Origin of the sequence: Gracilibacillus ureilyticus, assembly GCF_900111195.1 — a bacterium.
GTDB classification, from domain to species: Bacteria; Bacillota; Bacilli; order Bacillales; family Amphibacillaceae; genus Gracilibacillus; species Gracilibacillus ureilyticus.
Genome location: NZ_FOGL01000018.1, coordinates 89,234 through 106,010, shown reverse-complemented (window position 1 = coordinate 106,010; position 16,777 = coordinate 89,234). Strand labels below are relative to the sequence as shown.

18 protein-coding genes are annotated in these 16,777 nt (G+C 41.5%); all 18 read left to right on the top strand.

The window, feature by feature from the left end:
- Positions 1-243: 243 nt before the first annotated feature.
- The 18 genes from upp to spoIIQ all read left to right on the top strand — a co-directional run bounded on the left by upp (position 244) and on the right by spoIIQ (position 16,661).
- Positions 244-873, top strand: coding sequence for a uracil phosphoribosyltransferase (gene upp, locus BMW36_RS16070; RefSeq protein ID WP_089742985.1), 630 nt, complete (start codon positions 244-246; stop codon positions 871-873).
- An 18-nt stretch (positions 874-891) separates the two neighbouring features.
- Entirely contained in the window at positions 892-2,031 is a 1,140-nt protein-coding gene (gene wecB / locus BMW36_RS16065) for a non-hydrolyzing UDP-N-acetylglucosamine 2-epimerase (RefSeq protein WP_089742983.1), read from the top strand.
- Between the two features lie 79 nt (positions 2,032-2,110).
- Complete coding sequence (locus tag BMW36_RS16060; RefSeq protein ID WP_175480498.1) at positions 2,111-4,195, top strand: S8 family serine peptidase; 2,085 nt, start codon at positions 2,111-2,113, stop codon at positions 4,193-4,195.
- A gap of 290 nt (positions 4,196-4,485) precedes the next feature.
- Positions 4,486-4,713, top strand: coding sequence for an AtpZ/AtpI family protein (locus tag BMW36_RS16055; protein ID WP_089742978.1), 228 nt, complete (start codon positions 4,486-4,488; stop codon positions 4,711-4,713).
- Positions 4,713-5,093: an ATP synthase subunit I gene (locus tag BMW36_RS16050; RefSeq protein WP_089742976.1), complete on the top strand. Its 381-nt coding sequence runs from the start codon at positions 4,713-4,715 to the stop codon at positions 5,091-5,093. Before BMW36_RS16055 ends, BMW36_RS16050 begins: the two co-directional genes overlap by 1 nt.
- A 10-nt stretch (positions 5,094-5,103) precedes the next feature.
- Positions 5,104-5,826, top strand: a complete 723-nt coding sequence (atpB, locus tag BMW36_RS16045; protein WP_089742989.1) for a F0F1 ATP synthase subunit A — start codon at positions 5,104-5,106, stop codon at positions 5,824-5,826.
- A 47-nt stretch (positions 5,827-5,873) separates the two neighbouring features.
- A complete protein-coding gene (atpE, locus tag BMW36_RS16040; protein WP_089742974.1) occupies positions 5,874-6,086 on the top strand; it encodes a F0F1 ATP synthase subunit C in 213 nt (70 codons plus the stop codon).
- A 312-nt stretch (positions 6,087-6,398) separates the two neighbouring features.
- Positions 6,399-6,926 (top strand): F0F1 ATP synthase subunit B, encoded by a 528-nt coding sequence (gene atpF, locus BMW36_RS16035; RefSeq protein WP_089742972.1) that lies wholly within the window; start codon positions 6,399-6,401, stop codon positions 6,924-6,926.
- Positions 6,923-7,465 carry a F0F1 ATP synthase subunit delta gene (locus BMW36_RS16030; protein WP_089742970.1) on the top strand — a complete coding sequence of 181 codons (543 nt, stop codon included), beginning with the start codon at positions 6,923-6,925 and terminating at the stop codon, positions 7,463-7,465. The genes atpF and BMW36_RS16030 overlap by 4 nt, the downstream gene beginning before the upstream one ends.
- A gap of 21 nt (positions 7,466-7,486) precedes the next feature.
- Entirely contained in the window at positions 7,487-8,995 is a 1,509-nt protein-coding gene (gene atpA / locus BMW36_RS16025) for a F0F1 ATP synthase subunit alpha (RefSeq protein WP_089742968.1), read from the top strand.
- A gap of 118 nt (positions 8,996-9,113) precedes the next feature.
- Positions 9,114-9,980: a F0F1 ATP synthase subunit gamma gene (locus BMW36_RS16020; protein WP_089742966.1), complete on the top strand. Its 867-nt coding sequence runs from the start codon at positions 9,114-9,116 to the stop codon at positions 9,978-9,980.
- Between the two features lie 47 nt (positions 9,981-10,027).
- Positions 10,028-11,431, top strand: a complete 1,404-nt coding sequence (gene atpD, locus BMW36_RS16015) for a F0F1 ATP synthase subunit beta (RefSeq protein WP_089742964.1) — start codon at positions 10,028-10,030, stop codon at positions 11,429-11,431.
- 51 nt (positions 11,432-11,482) lie between these two features.
- A complete protein-coding gene (locus BMW36_RS16010; RefSeq protein ID WP_089742962.1) occupies positions 11,483-11,881 on the top strand; it encodes a F0F1 ATP synthase subunit epsilon in 399 nt (132 codons plus the stop codon).
- A 212-nt stretch (positions 11,882-12,093) separates the two neighbouring features.
- Positions 12,094-12,330, top strand: a complete 237-nt coding sequence (locus tag BMW36_RS16005) for a DUF1146 family protein (RefSeq protein WP_089742960.1) — start codon at positions 12,094-12,096, stop codon at positions 12,328-12,330.
- Positions 12,331-12,431: 101 nt separating this feature from the next.
- Complete coding sequence (locus BMW36_RS16000) at positions 12,432-13,130, top strand: YwmB family TATA-box binding protein (RefSeq protein WP_089742958.1); 699 nt, start codon at positions 12,432-12,434, stop codon at positions 13,128-13,130.
- A 35-nt stretch (positions 13,131-13,165) separates the two neighbouring features.
- Entirely contained in the window at positions 13,166-14,470 is a 1,305-nt protein-coding gene (gene murA, locus BMW36_RS15995) for a UDP-N-acetylglucosamine 1-carboxyvinyltransferase (protein WP_089742956.1), read from the top strand.
- Between the two features lie 170 nt (positions 14,471-14,640).
- Positions 14,641-15,708, top strand: a complete 1,068-nt coding sequence (gene spoIID / locus BMW36_RS15990) for a stage II sporulation protein D (protein ID WP_089742954.1) — start codon at positions 14,641-14,643, stop codon at positions 15,706-15,708.
- A 77-nt stretch (positions 15,709-15,785) separates the two neighbouring features.
- Entirely contained in the window at positions 15,786-16,661 is an 876-nt protein-coding gene (gene spoIIQ / locus BMW36_RS15985) for a stage II sporulation protein SpoIIQ (RefSeq protein ID WP_089742952.1), read from the top strand.
- Positions 16,662-16,777 lie beyond the last annotated feature (116 nt).

Here is a 16,777-nt window from a genome sequence, read left to right as displayed (position 1 = left end):
GGAAAAATTTGAGCGAAGTAGATCGTAGACGTTCTGAAAGCCCTGGTGCCCGGGAAAAATAAGAGCAGAGTAGTTCGGGAGCCGCTCCGGTTGACAAATTACCGACTGATAAATCACCAGCCTCATCTTTACAATCCGGTTAAAATTTTGATTCACACTTGAAACGGGTTCTTTTTTTCAGTACAATCTTAAGGATGAACACTTGCAGCAATACCCAAAACAAAAAAAGGAGAGATCATTTAAATGAGCAAAGTATTTGTGCTAGATCATCCGCTTATTCAGCATAAGTTAACCTACATAAGAAATAAAAACACAGGAACGAAAGAATTCCGTGCATTAGTTGATGAAGTATCTGCTTTAATGGCATTTGAAATAACGAGAGATTTACCTTTAGAAGAAACAACAATCGATACACCCGTAATGGAAGCTAAGACAAAAGTTCTCAGCGGGAAAAAAATCGGACTTGTTCCAATCCTGAGAGCGGGTCTTGGAATGGTTGACGGTATTCTCAGACTGATCCCTGCTGCAAAAGTCGGACATGTCGGACTTTACCGTGATCCTGAAACATTGAAGCCTGTTGAATATTATATTAAGCTGCCAACAGACATAGAAGAACGTGAGCTTATTGTGATCGATCCGATGCTTGCAACAGGCGGTTCGGCAAATGATGCGATCCATTCCCTGAAAAAACGCGGAGCGACAAACATAAAACTAATGTGTCTTATCGCAGCACCAGAGGGTGTCGAAGTCATTCAAAAAGAGCATCCTGATGTGGATATTTATTTAGCCGCCCTAGATGAAAAACTGAATGAAAAAGGTTATATTATCCCAGGTCTCGGTGATGCCGGCGACCGTTTATTTGGAACAAAATAAATTTAAGAGGTGTATCAAATGTCAGAACCAATTAAAGTGATGACGATTTTCGGGACAAGACCTGAAGCAATAAAAATGGCGCCGCTTGTACTTGAATTGAAAAAACGCCCAGAGCAATTTGAGGCCATTGTGACAGTTACCGCACAGCACAGAGAGATGCTCGATCAAGTGCTCAGTATCTTTGACATCACTCCAGATTACGACCTGAATATCATGAAAGCAAGACAAACCCTTGCCCAGATTACGACACGAGCTCTCGAAGGTCTGGACAAGGTGATGCAGGAGACAAAGCCGGATATTGTACTCGTTCATGGAGATACAACGACAACCTTCGCCGCATCACTTGCTGCCTACTATAACCAGATTGCGGTTGGGCATGTTGAAGCAGGATTACGAACATGGAACAAATATTCACCGTATCCAGAAGAAATGAATCGCCAGTTAACTGGTGTGATGGCAGACTTGCATTTTGCGCCAACAACGAAATCAAGCCAAAATCTAATCAACGAAAATAAGAAAGAAGAGACCATCTTCATCACAGGGAACACCGCAATTGACGCATTATCTACAACGGTCAACACAAGCTACACTCACCCTGTACTGGACAAAGTCGGGGACAAACGTCTTGTCTTAATGACAGCACACCGCCGCGAAAACCTTGGCCAGAATATGCAGCAAATGTTCCGTGCGATCAAACGTCTTGTTGATAAGCATCAGGATATTCATGTCGTTTATCCTGTACACCTTAACCCGGCCGTTCAGGAAACAGCCAACGAGATTCTTGGAAATGATCAGCGAATCAGTCTGATCGAGCCACTCGCTGTAGTCGACTTCCATAACTTTGCATCACAGGCCCATCTGATCCTGACTGACTCAGGTGGTGTTCAGGAAGAAGCGCCGTCACTCGGTGTTCCTGTCCTTGTACTAAGAGATACAACCGAACGCCCGGAAGGTATCGAAGCAGGTACACTAAAATTGGCAGGAACAGATGAAGACAACATCTTCCAGCTCGCTGATGAGCTCTTATCAGACGAGGAAGCCCACCGCGAGATGGCCCGCGCATCGAATCCGTACGGTGATGGCAAGGCCTCCGAAAGAATAGCTGATGCGATCCGCTACTTTTTTAACAAAACAAATGAAAAGCCGTCATCATTCTAAGTCCTGATTTATTCAGGGCTTTTTTTCTTTCATAATTCACCCGCTCATGTACACACTAACGGAAAAGGGGTGTATAGAGATGAGATTATGGCTGGTCATGCTGATTATGTCCGCTTTTCAGGATCCGGTTTCCTATATAATCGAAGTGGAGGGTAACCCTCATGAAATTGCGGAAGAGATCGAAGCCCGACATCCGCGGGTGGAAATTCTGGAGGTTTATGACACGATATTTAATGGCATTGCACTGAAAGCAGATCAGCAGACATTATCCAGACTGGAACAAACAGGTGTCATTAAACAGAACTATCCTGTCACTACATATAAAACAACAAAACAATCACCGGTTAATGAAAGTGTTCCGTTCATCGTTCCTGAAGACATCCCCTACACAGGAAAAGGAGTGAAAGTCGGTGTTATCGACACAGGGATTGATTATACACATCCTGACTTGCAAAAAAACTATAAGGGTGGCTTTGATCTGGTCGATTTTGACGAGGATCCGATGGAAACAACACCAGATCAGGGAATTCCAACCTCACACGGCACCCATGTGGCAGGTATAATCGGTGCAAACGGCCAGATGAAAGGCGTCGCACCAGATGCCGAACTTTACGGATACAGGGCACTCGGCCCGGGCGGAAGCGGAACGAGTGTACAAGTGATGGCAGCCATCGAACAAGCAGTCAAAGACGGGATGGACGTGCTGAACCTTTCATTAGGCAATACGATCAACGGCCCGGACTGGCCCACCTCCGTTGCCGTCAACCGCGCAGCAGAGCATGGGGTCACCGTCGTCATCGCAGGCGGCAACACAGGCCCGGAACCATGGACAATCGGATCACCCGCCACCGCAGAATCCGTCATTTCCGTCGGTGCCTCCACACCGCCAATCGAGCAGCCATATTTATACGAATCTTTTTCCAGAAAAAAAATAGAGCTGTTACCACTTCAGGGCACACCTGCATGGTCACATGAGCGAGATCTGCAAGTAGCCCACAATGACACAGCACCAGACGAACTCCCGGCGGATCACGTGCTAGTTGTCGAACGTGGGAAAACCCCTTTCACTGTATTGGCAAAGGAAGCAGAAGAAAGAGGAGCATCGGCATTGCTTATCGCCAATAATGAAGAAGGGATTTTTCAAGGGGCAGTGGAGCAGGAAGTTAATATACCTGTTGCAGCTGTGTCGAAAGAAGCGGGGAAATGGCTGAAAGAGGAACGCGGAGCCTTTCTTGAATTGAAAACAGAAGAAGTGGTTGATACAATTACAGATTTCAGTTCAAGAGGTCCTGTTACGGTTAACTGGTCGATCAAACCGGAAGTTGTCGCCCCGGGCGCGAACATTATGAGTACAGTGCCTGGCGGTTATGCGAGCTATAATGGAACAAGCATGGCGGCACCGCATATTGCCGGTGTTGCAGCATTGCTGAAGGAAGCGCATCCTGACTGGACACCTGGCCAGATAAAGGCAGCACTTCTTACAACAGCTGATCCATTAGCCGGTTTTCTGCCGACAGAACAAGGGGCAGGGAAGGTTGATGTGGAGGAAGTGCTGTCAACAGATACCATTATTTATCACTCTCTTTATAATATAGGAAAAAATACTTCTATTTCAGACAGAAGTGAGCATAAGATGGTTATTGAGAACATATCAGACAAACCGGTAACTTACACTTTTCAGCAGCCTGAGCAGCAGCAGGCGATCCGTTTTTATTTGCCGGGATCTTTTACACTGAAACCGAATGAGAAGAAAGGAATAACGATAGAAGCAGTTGTGAAGGATGGGCTCGCTGAACAGGCTTTTATGCAAGGATATTTACAGCTAAATGATTACAGCATTCCATATCTCTGGCTGACAGAGGAAGCGAAAGCACCGATGGCAATGGGGCTGGAATTTTACTTTGAATTATTGGATGGGCATTACCATTATCAGCTGTATGTGGTGGAGGAGGAAAGTGATATTACGATAGATTTGTATGATGCCAACACGTATGCATTTGTTCAGACAGTTGTCGAAAGAAAAGATGTACCAAAAGGAGTATTGAAGGGGATGCTGACAGACAAACAATTGCCAGAGGCTGGGGCATATATTGCGAACATCACGGTAGCGCCTGAACGGGGCGAAGCTTATCAATATCAGACAATGATCATGGTCGAAAAGTAATGCCTGTCAAGGTGTTTCGTAACTCGAAGTAATTGTCACATTTTATTCGAAATTGTCTGACAATAGCAAATTAGCTATTTTAAAAGGGGTGCAGGGACATCCCTTTTATCTTGTCCGTATATTCTTATGATTTGTCTCTAAAATCGATTGACAATAGGCGTACCCCTATTGTATGCTATCTTAGTGTGGATGATAAGGTTTACAGGTGTGTGATCTAAATCACTGCATCGAATTTTGTCTTATGATAATACATAAAAGTTTGCTCTTGTTCTAAACATAGGAGTGATCAAGTGACAACACCTGACCGCAAGAAACCATATCAAGGTTTTGCTGTTTACAGCCGCATCATTTCCCAGCTTGCTGGGGCGCCGCTAGTGGGCCTTTTGATCGGCAGATGGCTTGATAAGCAATTCTCCACAACACCACTATTATTAGTGATCGGACTACTTTTGGGGCTGGGAGCCGGTTTATACGGAACCATTCATTTCGTACAAGATCTAACGGGAGACGAAGATTGATGGACCAATACAATAAAATGATAACCCGTCAACGTAAATGGATGTTCTACCTTCTTGCACTTTTTGTACTAGGCTGGGGATTCACACCATATCCTAGTATCTTCCTCGGACTCCTCCTTGGGACAGCATTAAGTTTTTATAACCTATGGGTAATGCAACGTAAAATAAACCGATTTGGACAAGCCGTTTCAGAGGGAAGAGGAGCTTCAGGAATCGGGACATTTACAAGACTTGCAACCGCAGCATTAGCAGTACTGATTGCAATGCGCTATGAAGAATATTTCCATTTTATTGCAGTTATTTTGGGATTAATGACAACTTATGTTGTTATTATGATAGATTTTGCTTTATTTAATAATAAGACTGGCAAAGGGAAGTGAGGTGAAGCAATTGGATCACGAATCACCACTGTATGAAGATCTGTTTGGCATTCCATGGCTGGACTTTAACTTATCTACTGTCTTAATGACATTTGTTTCTTCTGTAATCGTATTTATTATCTGTGTACTTGCAGCAAGAAATCTTCAAATGAAGCCAAAAGGGTTTCAGAATTTCATGGAATGGATCATTGAGTTTGTCAAAGGCATTATCAATGACACAATGGATTGGAAAACAGGAAAAGTATTTTTACCACTAGGTTTAACATTACTTACTTACATTTTTGTTAGTAACATCTTAGGTGTTATAACAATAGGGGTATGGGGCCACACACTATGGTGGAAATCACCTACCTCAGATGCGGCGATCACATTAACTTTATCAACGATGGTGGTTGTATTAACGCATTACTATGGTATTAAGGTAAAAGGTTTTGGCGAATATGCAAAAGATTATGTCAGACCTGTACCGTTCTTACTGCCATTTAAAATTATTGAAGAGTTCACGAACACATTAACATTAGGTCTGCGTCTCTTCGGTAACATCTTTGCTGGTGAGATTTTATTAGGTCTTATTACAAAAATGGCGTTTATCGCTGTCCCGTTTACGTTTGTGTCAATCATCCCGATGATGGCATGGCAAGGGTTTAGTTTATTTATCGGGGCAATTCAGGCATTTATTTTCACAATGTTAACAATGGTTTATATGTCTCATAAAGTGAGTTCAGACCATTAAAATAATTTATATTACTTTTCTATACATTTTAAAGGAGGAAACAAAACATGGGAGCTTTAGCAGCTGCAATAGCAATTGGTTTAGCGGCACTTGGTGCTGGTTTAGGTAATGGTATGATCGTAAGTCGTACAGTAGAGGGGATTGCACGTCAACCAGAATTAAGAGGTGCCCTTCAAACAACAATGTTCATCGGGGTAGCACTAGTAGAGGCGATTCCTATTTTCGCCGTTGTAATTGCCTTTATGGTAATGGGTAGCTAATATTTTTTATTCTATAAGTGTGTGTTCAAAAGGAGGAAAAAAAAGACCGAGAAGTTCGAGGCGGCGAAGATTTGAGTAGCGGAACGTATGCTTTTATACGTGAGCAACGGAAAGCCAAGCCAACGAAGAAATTCGATGTGTCATTTTTACCGGACGTTTTGAACAACATCTAGAAGAATGGCGAAGTTCGTCTAAGACAATCTTCGCCATTCCTTTGTAAAGAAGGAAGTACAAGCATTAAAACAACATTAATAGTAAAACGAAATGTGTCAATAAATAGATGAAAACTATTTGCAGGAAGGAGTGAACACTGTGCAACTATTCGCAAGTGAGCTCGTCATTCAAGCATCAATCGGTGGTTTGCGTGTCGGTGATATGATCTTCGCACTTGTCAGCTTTGCAGTATTGCTATGGTTATTAAAGAAATTCGCGTGGGGTCCATTGATGACCAAAATGGAAGAACGTGAAAACTATATAGCAAACGAAATTGATACAGCGGAGAAAAACCGTGCAGACGCGGAAAAAGCGGCAAAAGAAGCAAACGAACAATTACAAGCAACTAGACAGGAAGCACAACAGATAATTGAAGATGCGAAAAAAGCAGGACAGCAGCAGGAGCAGGCAATTATCCAGGCAGCAGAGGATGCGGCAGCGCGTCTGAAGAAATCTGCTGAGGAAGATATTGCACGGGAAAAAGAAAAAGCAATCGAAGCATTACAGGCACAAGTTGCGACATTATCTGTCCAGATTGCTACGAAAGTTATTGAAAAAGAGATCAGCGCTGAAGATCAGGAACAGTTGATCAGTGACTACATCAAAGAGGTAGGAGAAGAGCGATGAGTAAAGCAAATGTAGCAAAACGTTATGCAGAAGCTCTTTTTCAAATCGGCGATGAAAAACAGACATTAGACTTTCTGGAAACGGAATTACTGACAGTGAAGGAAGTATTCGAAACAAATGCTGATTTTGTTAAGTTCCTTCAACATCCAAATGTAGATGCTTCTAAAAAGAAAGAACTACTCAATGAAGCGTTCACAGGCTTCTCGAAGGATGTATTACATACACTTTCGTTACTTGTTGACCGCCATAAAGTATCGGTCGTTCCGCAAATTGTGGATGAATTCGTGGCATTTGCCAATGAAGCAAAAGGTACGAAGCAGGCTACTGTTTTATCTGTCCGCCCGTTAACGGAGCCGGAAAAACAGGAATTAGAAACTACTTTCACTAAGAAATTAAATGTAAAAGCATTAAAAATAACGAACAAGGTGGATCCTTCTGTTATCGGCGGTATGAAGATTAAAATCGGAAATACGGTTTACGATGGTACAATCAAAGGGAAACTTGATCGGTTAGAACGTAAAATTGCAAGAGTAAATTAATGACGATAGGGGTGAATTGGCATGAGCATTAAAGCTGAAGAAATCAGTGCACTGATTAAACAGCAGATTGAAAGCTATGAATCAGACATCGAAGTAAATGATGTTGGTACAGTTATCGAGATCGGTGACGGTATTGCACGTGCACACGGGCTGGATAACGTCATGTCTGGTGAGCTTGTAGAATTTTCAAATGGTGTCATGGGTATGGCACAAAACTTAGAAGAATCCAATGTCGGGATCGTAATCCTTGGACCATATACAGAAATTCGTGAAGGTGATGAAGTTCGTCGTACTGGTCGTATTATGGAAGTGCCAGTAGGTGAGGAGCTTATCGGTCGTGTAGTTAACCCGCTGGGACAGCCAATTGATGGGAAAGGTCCTATCGAAACAACGAAAACACGTCCAATTGAAGCAGCAGCTCCTGGTGTAATGGATCGTAAATCCGTACATGAGCCGTTACAAACAGGTATTAAAGCGATTGACGCTCTTGTGCCAATCGGGCGTGGTCAGCGTGAGTTAATCATCGGGGACCGCCAAACTGGTAAAACAACTGTTGCGATCGATACAATTCTTAATCAGGCAGATCAGAATATGATTTGTATTTATGTTGCTATCGGACAAAAAGATTCAACAGTGCGTGGTACGGTTGAAGTTCTTCGTAAGTATGGTGCATTAGATTATACAATCGTTGTTTCTGCCGGAGCCAGTGAACCAGCACCACTTCAATACCTTGCACCATATGCAGGGGTATCAATGGGTGAAGAGTTCATGTACAATGGCAAACACGTTCTAGTTGTATATGATGATTTATCAAAACAAGCGAACGCATATCGTGAGCTTTCTCTATTATTACGTCGTCCTCCAGGCCGTGAGGCATTCCCAGGGGATGTATTCTACTTACACTCCCGTCTGCTGGAGCGTGCGGCAAAGCTTAGTGATGCAAAAGGCGGCGGTTCATTAACAGCCCTTCCATTTGTTGAAACACAAGCAGGGGACATTTCAGCATATATCCCGACTAACGTAATCTCGATTACTGATGGTCAGATTTTCTTACAGTCAGACTTATTCTTCTCAGGTGTACGCCCTGCGATCAATGCAGGTTTATCTGTATCCCGTGTAGGGGGTTCTGCACAGATTAAAGCGATGAAGAAAGTTGCCGGTACGCTTCGTCTAGACTTAGCATCATTCCGTGAGCTTGAGTCATTTGCACAGTTCGGATCAGACCTTGATAAAGCAACACAGGCGAAACTGAATCGTGGTGCACGTACTGTAGAAGTATTAAAGCAAGGTTTGCATAAGCCACTTGTTGTAGAAAAACAGGTAATGATCATTTTTGCCTTAACAAAAGGTTTACTTGATGATATTCCTGTGGAAGATATCACTCGTTTTGAAGAAGAGTTCCTTAACTGGATGGATCAGAACAAGAAAGATATCCTTAACACAATCAAAGAAACTGGCGCATTAGCGGACGAAGGCGATATGAAAAATGCAATCGAAGAATTCAAAAAACAATTCGTCATTTCTCAATAATAGATGAACGATCGTCAACCTTTAACGAAACTAAACCGGTAAGGTGAAGTGGATAATATGCAGGTAACTATTCGATCAGAATGCTTACCTGCGAGAAAGAAAGGGCGGTGAAACAAAAGTGGCATCACTTAGAGATATTAAAACACGGATTAATTCCACGCAAAAGACAAAGCAAATTACGAAAGCCATGCACATGGTATCTGCTTCCAAGCTAAGTAAAGCAGAACAGTTTGCCAAAGCTTTTTATCCATACAGTGATAAGATCAAGGAAGTTGTCTCAAGCATTGCAGGCAGTGCACAGGATGCGGAAAACCCAATGCTTCAATCACGCGAAGTGAAGAAAACAGCTTACTTTGTTATTACATCTGACCGTGGTCTTGCAGGTGCTTTTAACAGTGGAGTACTTCGTGAAGTATATCGTACCATTCAAAAACGTCATCAATCTCAGGATGAATATACAGTTATTGCTGTTGGAAGAATGGGCCGTGATTTCTTTAAGAAACGGGGAATTCCTGTCCTGAAAGAGATTACCGGGCTTTCTGACCAGCCGAACTTTGCTGATATTAAAGATTTAACATCAGAAACGGTTCAACTGTTTATTGATGAAGAAATTGATGAATTGGTCATTTTCTATAATCACTTTATTAGTGCAATTTCACAGGAAGTTACATCGAAAAAATTATTGCCATTAACTGATTTGACTGAAAAATCAGCAGGTAATTCTACTAGTATGTATGAATATGAACCAAATCAACAGGAAATTTTAAATGTATTATTGCCACAATATGCGGAAAGCCTGATTTTCGGGGCATTGCTTGACAGTAAAGCAAGTGAGCACGCTGCTCGTATGACTGCAATGAAAAGTGCAACAGACAACGCTGATGAGCTTATTTCAGACTTGTCCCTGCAATATAACCGTGCGCGACAAGCAGCGATTACGCAGGAAATCACCGAAATTGTCAGTGGTGCGTCTGCATTAGAATAAGGATATTGTTCGGAAGGCAATGAAATAATTAGTTAGGAGGGAATTTGATGGCAAAAGGATACGTTACTCAAATTACGGGACCGGTTGTCGACGTAAAATTCAAAGACGGACATCTCCCGGAAATATATAATGCGTTAAAAGTCCAGTATCAGGTAGAAGGCCAGGCACAGGAATTAACGCTTGAAGTTGCGCTTCACTTAGGTGATGATGCTGTTCGTACGATTGCGATGTCTTCAACAGATGGTATCCAGCGTGGAGCAGAGGTGACGGATACAGGTGCGCCTATTTCTGTACCAGTAGGTGATGCAACATTGGGTCGTGTATTTAACGTCCTAGGTGACAAGATCGATTTAGATGAAGAAATCGCTGCAGATGTTCGCCGTGATCCAATTCACCGTGAATCACCTAAATTTGAAGATCTTGCAACAGAAACGGAAATCTTAGAAACAGGAATTAAAGTAGTAGACTTATTAGCACCATATATTAAAGGTGGTAAAATCGGTCTGTTTGGTGGTGCGGGTGTAGGTAAAACCGTACTAATCCAGGAGCTTATCAATAACATCGCCCAGGAGCACGGTGGTATCTCCGTATTCGCAGGGGTAGGGGAACGTACTCGTGAAGGGAACGACCTTTACTATGAAATGAAAGATTCAGGCGTTATCTCGAAAACAGCGATGGTATTCGGTCAGATGAACGAACCGCCAGGAGCGCGTATGCGTGTTGCGCTTACAGGTCTTACAATGGCTGAATATTTCCGTGATGAAAAAGGCGCTGACGTTCTATTATTTATTGATAATATTTTCCGTTTTACACAAGCAGGTTCAGAGGTATCGGCACTTCTTGGCCGTATGCCATCTGCCGTTGGTTACCAGCCGACACTTGCAACGGAAATGGGTCAGTTACAAGAGCGTATTACATCAACAAATAAAGGCTCAGTTACATCTATTCAGGCGATTTATGTACCAGCCGATGACTATACGGATCCGGCACCTGCAACTACTTTCGCTCACTTGGATGCAACAACAAACCTTGACCGTAAACTTTCTGAGCAAGGTATTTACCCTGCGGTAGATCCGCTTGCTTCCACTTCCCGTGCACTTGATCCTGCTGTTGTTGGGGAAGAGCATTATGAAGTGGCACGTGAAGTACAGCGTACATTGCAAAAATATAAAGAGCTTCAGGATATTATTGCAATCTTAGGTATGGATGAGTTATCAGATGAGGATAAACTGACAGTATCTCGTGCTCGTCGTGTCCAATTCTTCTTATCTCAGAACTTCCACGTTGCTGAGCAGTTTACTGGCCAGCCAGGTTCTTATGTACCTGTAAAAGAAACCGTTCAAGGGTTCAAAGAGATTCTTGAAGGTAAATATGATGATCTTCCGGAAGATGCTTTCCGTTTAGTTGGACGCATTGAAGAAGTAGTAGAAAAAGCGAAACAAATGGCGTAATGAGGACAGGTTCCTCATCCCGTTTTAATCCAGCCTTTAGGAGGGGTTCTGTTGAATACACTAACAGTAAGTGTTGTTACTCCAGATGGCCCTGTTCTGGAAGATACATTTGAAATGGTTAGCTGTAAAGCAGAAAGTGGAGAGCTAGGTATATTACCAGGACACATTCCGCTAGTTGCACCATTATCGATTAGTGCTGTACGCTTAAAAGGTCCTAATCCACAACGCATTGCGGTTAGTGGAGGATTCTTAGAGGTTCGTCCGGATAAAGTAACGATCCTTGCACAATCAGCAGAGCGTCCAGACGAAATCGATGTGGAACGCGCACGTGCTGCCAAAGAACGCGCAGAGCGCCGTTTACAAGCTAAACAAGATGAAATTGATTTCAGAAGGGCAGAGCATGCACTAAAACGTGCACTCAATCGACTCGACGTTGTAGAAAATAGATAAAATAGAAAAAGGCTGCCTCACCTGGTGAGAGCAGCCTCTTTCTATGGGAGTATATTTATAATGAAGAAAAGCGGTTAAAATTCCATCCTCGCACCTCAAAACAAAGTCGATTGCTGTTTTAATTTCCCGGGAAATAGCGAAACTTCCGGTACAGATTAAAAGTATGTTATGATATGTGAAGAAATGAATCAACAGAAAAATGAGGGATATATATGTTAGAACAAACACTCCTGCAGGACAGTTTAATCGGGATGTTCTCCCACCTGTTTTTTATCGCAATTACATGGCAAGTACTTCAATCATTAAATTTCGATCAGCTTTTCCGCGGGAATAAAGTATTGGAAGCACGGGTTCTGATCATTTTTATCACAATTGCTATTGGTTCCACTGTAAGCAACTTTTTCCTTGACTTCCTGTCATGGGCACAGCAATTAGTTTATATCTTCTAGTAATCTATTATTCTCTAATTTGTCGAAAGAAAAACCGTTTAAATACTTCATTTCCTGCCAACACTCTTTAGTAAAGTAATTAAACTAAAGGAGTGCTGGAAATGAAGTATTTTTTAATTGCAATAATATTATTTTCTACAATTTTTATATGGAATGATACACTTGTCAGTAAACAAAATGATCAATTAAAAGAGTTAGAAGATATGGTGGAGGCTGCAGAGAGCAATGGCTTCAGACTGAAGACTTGGAGTATGATTATCCGTGAAAAAAGGCAAATTCCAAATATTAATAGTTTCATAAGAAATATAGAGGGGTATTCCTTTATAGAGTTGACAGATGATGGCGCCAGAAAGTTTGTGGCAGACGGACAGAATAAGAACGGAGCAAACGAAAGTATTCTTATTGTGGAGACCGGCAGCAACCAATATCAAATAATTTATGAAATATCGTCACTTTCCTTTACGGAAGAAGTACGAAATTACTATGCTGAGAAATTATCTCGAATTACTAATGAATTATTTACATCAAATGCTCAAAATTTTACTTGTATCGAAGCTGTAAGTGATGATATTATTGATATTGTTTGCTTAATTAAAAAGATTACGAAAAAGTTACAGTTCGCCACACAAACGCAACTAAAAGATAAACATTTTACCACTTGGACAGGTTACACCCCGGAATGGGACCAGATTATGGAGATTGACAACCAGCCTATCAATGCTCAAATCGCATTAAAGAATACAGAAGACCATCAAACAACTCTCATAATAGGAACACCTATCCTAGTTACTGAATATTAATAATAATGAATATGGACTACAGAGGAGAATGAGCCTTGGAAAAAATCATCGTCCGTGGTGGAAGGCAACTAAATGGCACTGTGAAAGTGGAAGGTGCAAAAAATGCCGTTTTGCCTGTCATCGCAGCTAGTATAATTGCAAGTGAAGGAAAAAGTACCATCCATGATGTACCTGCATTAGCAGATGTTCACACAATCAATCAAGTTTTGAAGCATATGCATGTAGACGTAAATTATGAAAATAACACAGTTACAGTTGATGCAACAAATGAATTACTAACAGAAGCTCCGTTTGAGTATGTCAGAAAAATGCGTGCATCTGTCCTTGTTTTAGGACCACTGCTCGCAAGATACGGTCACGCAAAAGTAGCATTACCAGGTGGTTGTGCAATCGGTTCTCGTCCCATTGATTTGCATTTAAAAGGATTTGAAGCAATGGGTGCAGATGTTCATGTTGGCAATGGCTTTGTGGAAGTAACGACAAATGGTAGATTAAGAGGGGCAAAAATTTACCTTGATATGCCGAGTGTTGGTGCAACAGAGAATATTATGATGGCTGCAGCTTTAGCAAAAGGAAAAACAACAATAGAAAATGCTGCAAAGGAACCGGAAATAGTAGATTTAGCTAACTATCTAAACAAAATGGGCGCACAAATAGTTGGAGCGGGAACGGAAACAATTAAAATTCACGGTGTTGATACTTTACATGGGGTAGAGCATACCATCATTCCTGATCGAATTGAAGCAGGAACTTTTATGGTAGCTGCAGCAATTACCGGCGGAAATGTATTAATCGAAAATGCAGAAATTGACCATTTACGTTCGGTGGTGTCGAAAATGGAAGAAATGGGTGTCCGCTTTATCGAAGAAGATAATGGCATCCGTGTTATCGGTCCACGCAAATTGAAGTCCACTGATATTAAAACATTGCCGCACCCGGGATTCCCTACAGATATGCAATCCCAAATGATGGCACTTATGTTAAATGCCACAGGAACGAGTGTCATTACAGAAACCGTTTTTGAAAATCGCTTTATGCACGTAGAAGAGTTTCGCAGAATGAATGCCAAGCTGAAAATAGAGGGACGCAGCGTCATTGTAGAGGGTCCTGTCGGCTTGCAAGGGGCAGAAGTAGCAGCGACCGATTTACGTGCAGGAGCAGCGCTTATTTTGGCTGGATTAGTTGCTGAAGGTTACACAAGGGTAACATCCCTTCATCATATTGATCGCGGATATGTTGATATTACGAAAAAGTTTGCCCAAATAGGTGCAGATATCGAGAGAGTAAAAGAAGAAGTCATTATAGAACCTGTTACACTTAATAAAGTAGAAGTGCAATAATGAGAAAGAGGAAAGCTTTTGAAGAGCTTATCCTCTTTTTTTAGTTTCAACATCTACCACAGAATTCCCTCATCAGTAAGGTCTATTAAAAAATATAGCATGTACCATGTTCTAATCTTTCATTTCACCTAATATAGATAGATTAGATGGAATGAAAGAGGAGGTTATTCATGTCGAAAAAAAGAATTAAATCCAGCAACATTAATTGGAAGCTGCTCGTAATCATTAGCTCAGCGTTTTTGTTAATGATTATGTTTCTGATTCCAACCATTCTCGTTATTCCTTTTCAGGGAAATGAGACAACAGCTAATTCTGTAGAAACAGCTGCCAACCCAACAGCACCCGCTCAAACTACAACGCAGACACTTGAATCACCATTCCATGTAAATGTATTACGGACAGAGAGTAATGAAGTGGAGCAAGTCCCGCTGGAAGATTATGTTGTTCATGTGGTCGCATCTGAAATGCCTGCAGATTTTGAACTGGAAGCATTAAAAGCTCAGGCATTAGCTGCTAGAACGTACATTGTACGTTACTTAATGCAGGAAACCATCAAAGAGCTGCCAGGCGAAGCAGATGTAACGGACACTGTACAGCATCAGGTATTTAAAAATAACGAGGAATTACGTCAGATTTGGGGATCTGATTATCACTGGAAGATGGACAAAATTACCGAAGCAGTTGTAGCAACACAGGGCGAGATTATTACTTATAATAAAGAACCGATTACACCGGCTTTCTTCTCCACTAGTAATGGTTATACGGAAAATGCGGAGAATTACTGGACAAATGAATTGCCATATTTAAAAACAGTAGAAAGTCCATGGGATGAAGAATTATCGCCAAAATTCCGCGATCAGATCATTTTAACCGCAAGTGAAGTAGAACAGAAATTAAAAGTGAACCTGTCCAATAACGTTCAGGATTTTCAAATTACGAGAACGGCTAGTAACCGTGTAAAGACAGCTACCATTGCTGATAAGACTTTCACAGGAAGAGAAGTACGGGAAATGCTGAACCTGCCGTCCAATGATTTTACGATCACAAGAAAAGATGATCATTTCGTTTTTACAACGAAAGGATATGGCCATGGTGTCGGTATGAGTCAGTACGGTGCGAATGGAATGGCACTGGAAGGCAAGAATTATCAGGATATTATTACGTATTATTATAAAGGAACAACGATAGAAACATTGGAACAGGCCGCACCAACCTTGCTCGTTCAATCAAATAGTTAGCTTTTTCGAAAAAAATTATTTTATTCATGTATAAATTTTCCTCCATTTGATCAGAATGGTTGCTGAGGTGATGCATAATGGAGGAAAACAAAAACGTTTCAAAAAATAACTGGAAACGTATCTTCAGAAAAAAATGGTTCTTTCCTGCACTATATTTAGCTGTTGCTGCACTGCTGATTTCCGGAGTTCTCTGGTATCAAAACGCAGCCAATCAGGTACCTGAGCTGGCAGATGAAATGAAAAATCAATTAGAAGAAAATCAGTCAGGTCCTGATATGAATAAGGATGAAGACGCAGAACCGGTAATGCAGCAGCAGGAAGTTTTGCAAATGCCGGTAGCGGAAGATCTGCAAGTTGAAATTGTGACAAAGTTTTATGATTATGGTGCGGATGAATCAACACAGGAACAAGGATTAATTTTACATCAGAACAGATATCAGCAAAGTGACGGTATTGCCATTTCAACAGCTGACCAGCAGGCATTTGATGTAATGGCAGCATTATCCGGAAAAGTCACTGAGATTAAAAGTGATCCCTTACTCGGCAATGTCATCAAAATGGAACATGAAGAAGGCGTTACAACTTACTATGCTAGCATTGGTGAAGTGCTAACAGAACAAGGTGCGGAATTAAAGCAGGGACAAACAATAGGTACTGCCGGACAAAACAGCCTTGGTCAGGACAATGGCGTTCATGTACATTTTGAAGTACGAAAAGATGGTGTACCGGTAAACCCGGAATCATTCATCAATAAACCGATTAATGAAATCATTGCACCAGCACCAGAAGCATCGGAAGAATCAGAAGAAGATGAAGGTTCTGCAACAGAAGAGGAAGATGATACAACAGATGAAGCGGAATCTGATTCGGAATCAGATGAAACAGAAGAGGAAGATGATTCTGCTACAGAAGAAAATACCCCATCATCTTCTAATTCAATGGGAAATGCTTAATAGCTGAAAGACAAGCAAACCGGCTTGTCTTCTTTTTTTTGTAAAAAAAGATTGACTTGAATGAGCGGTTAGAATATTGTGTAAATAACATACATGTTAAACCTTCAGAATATTAA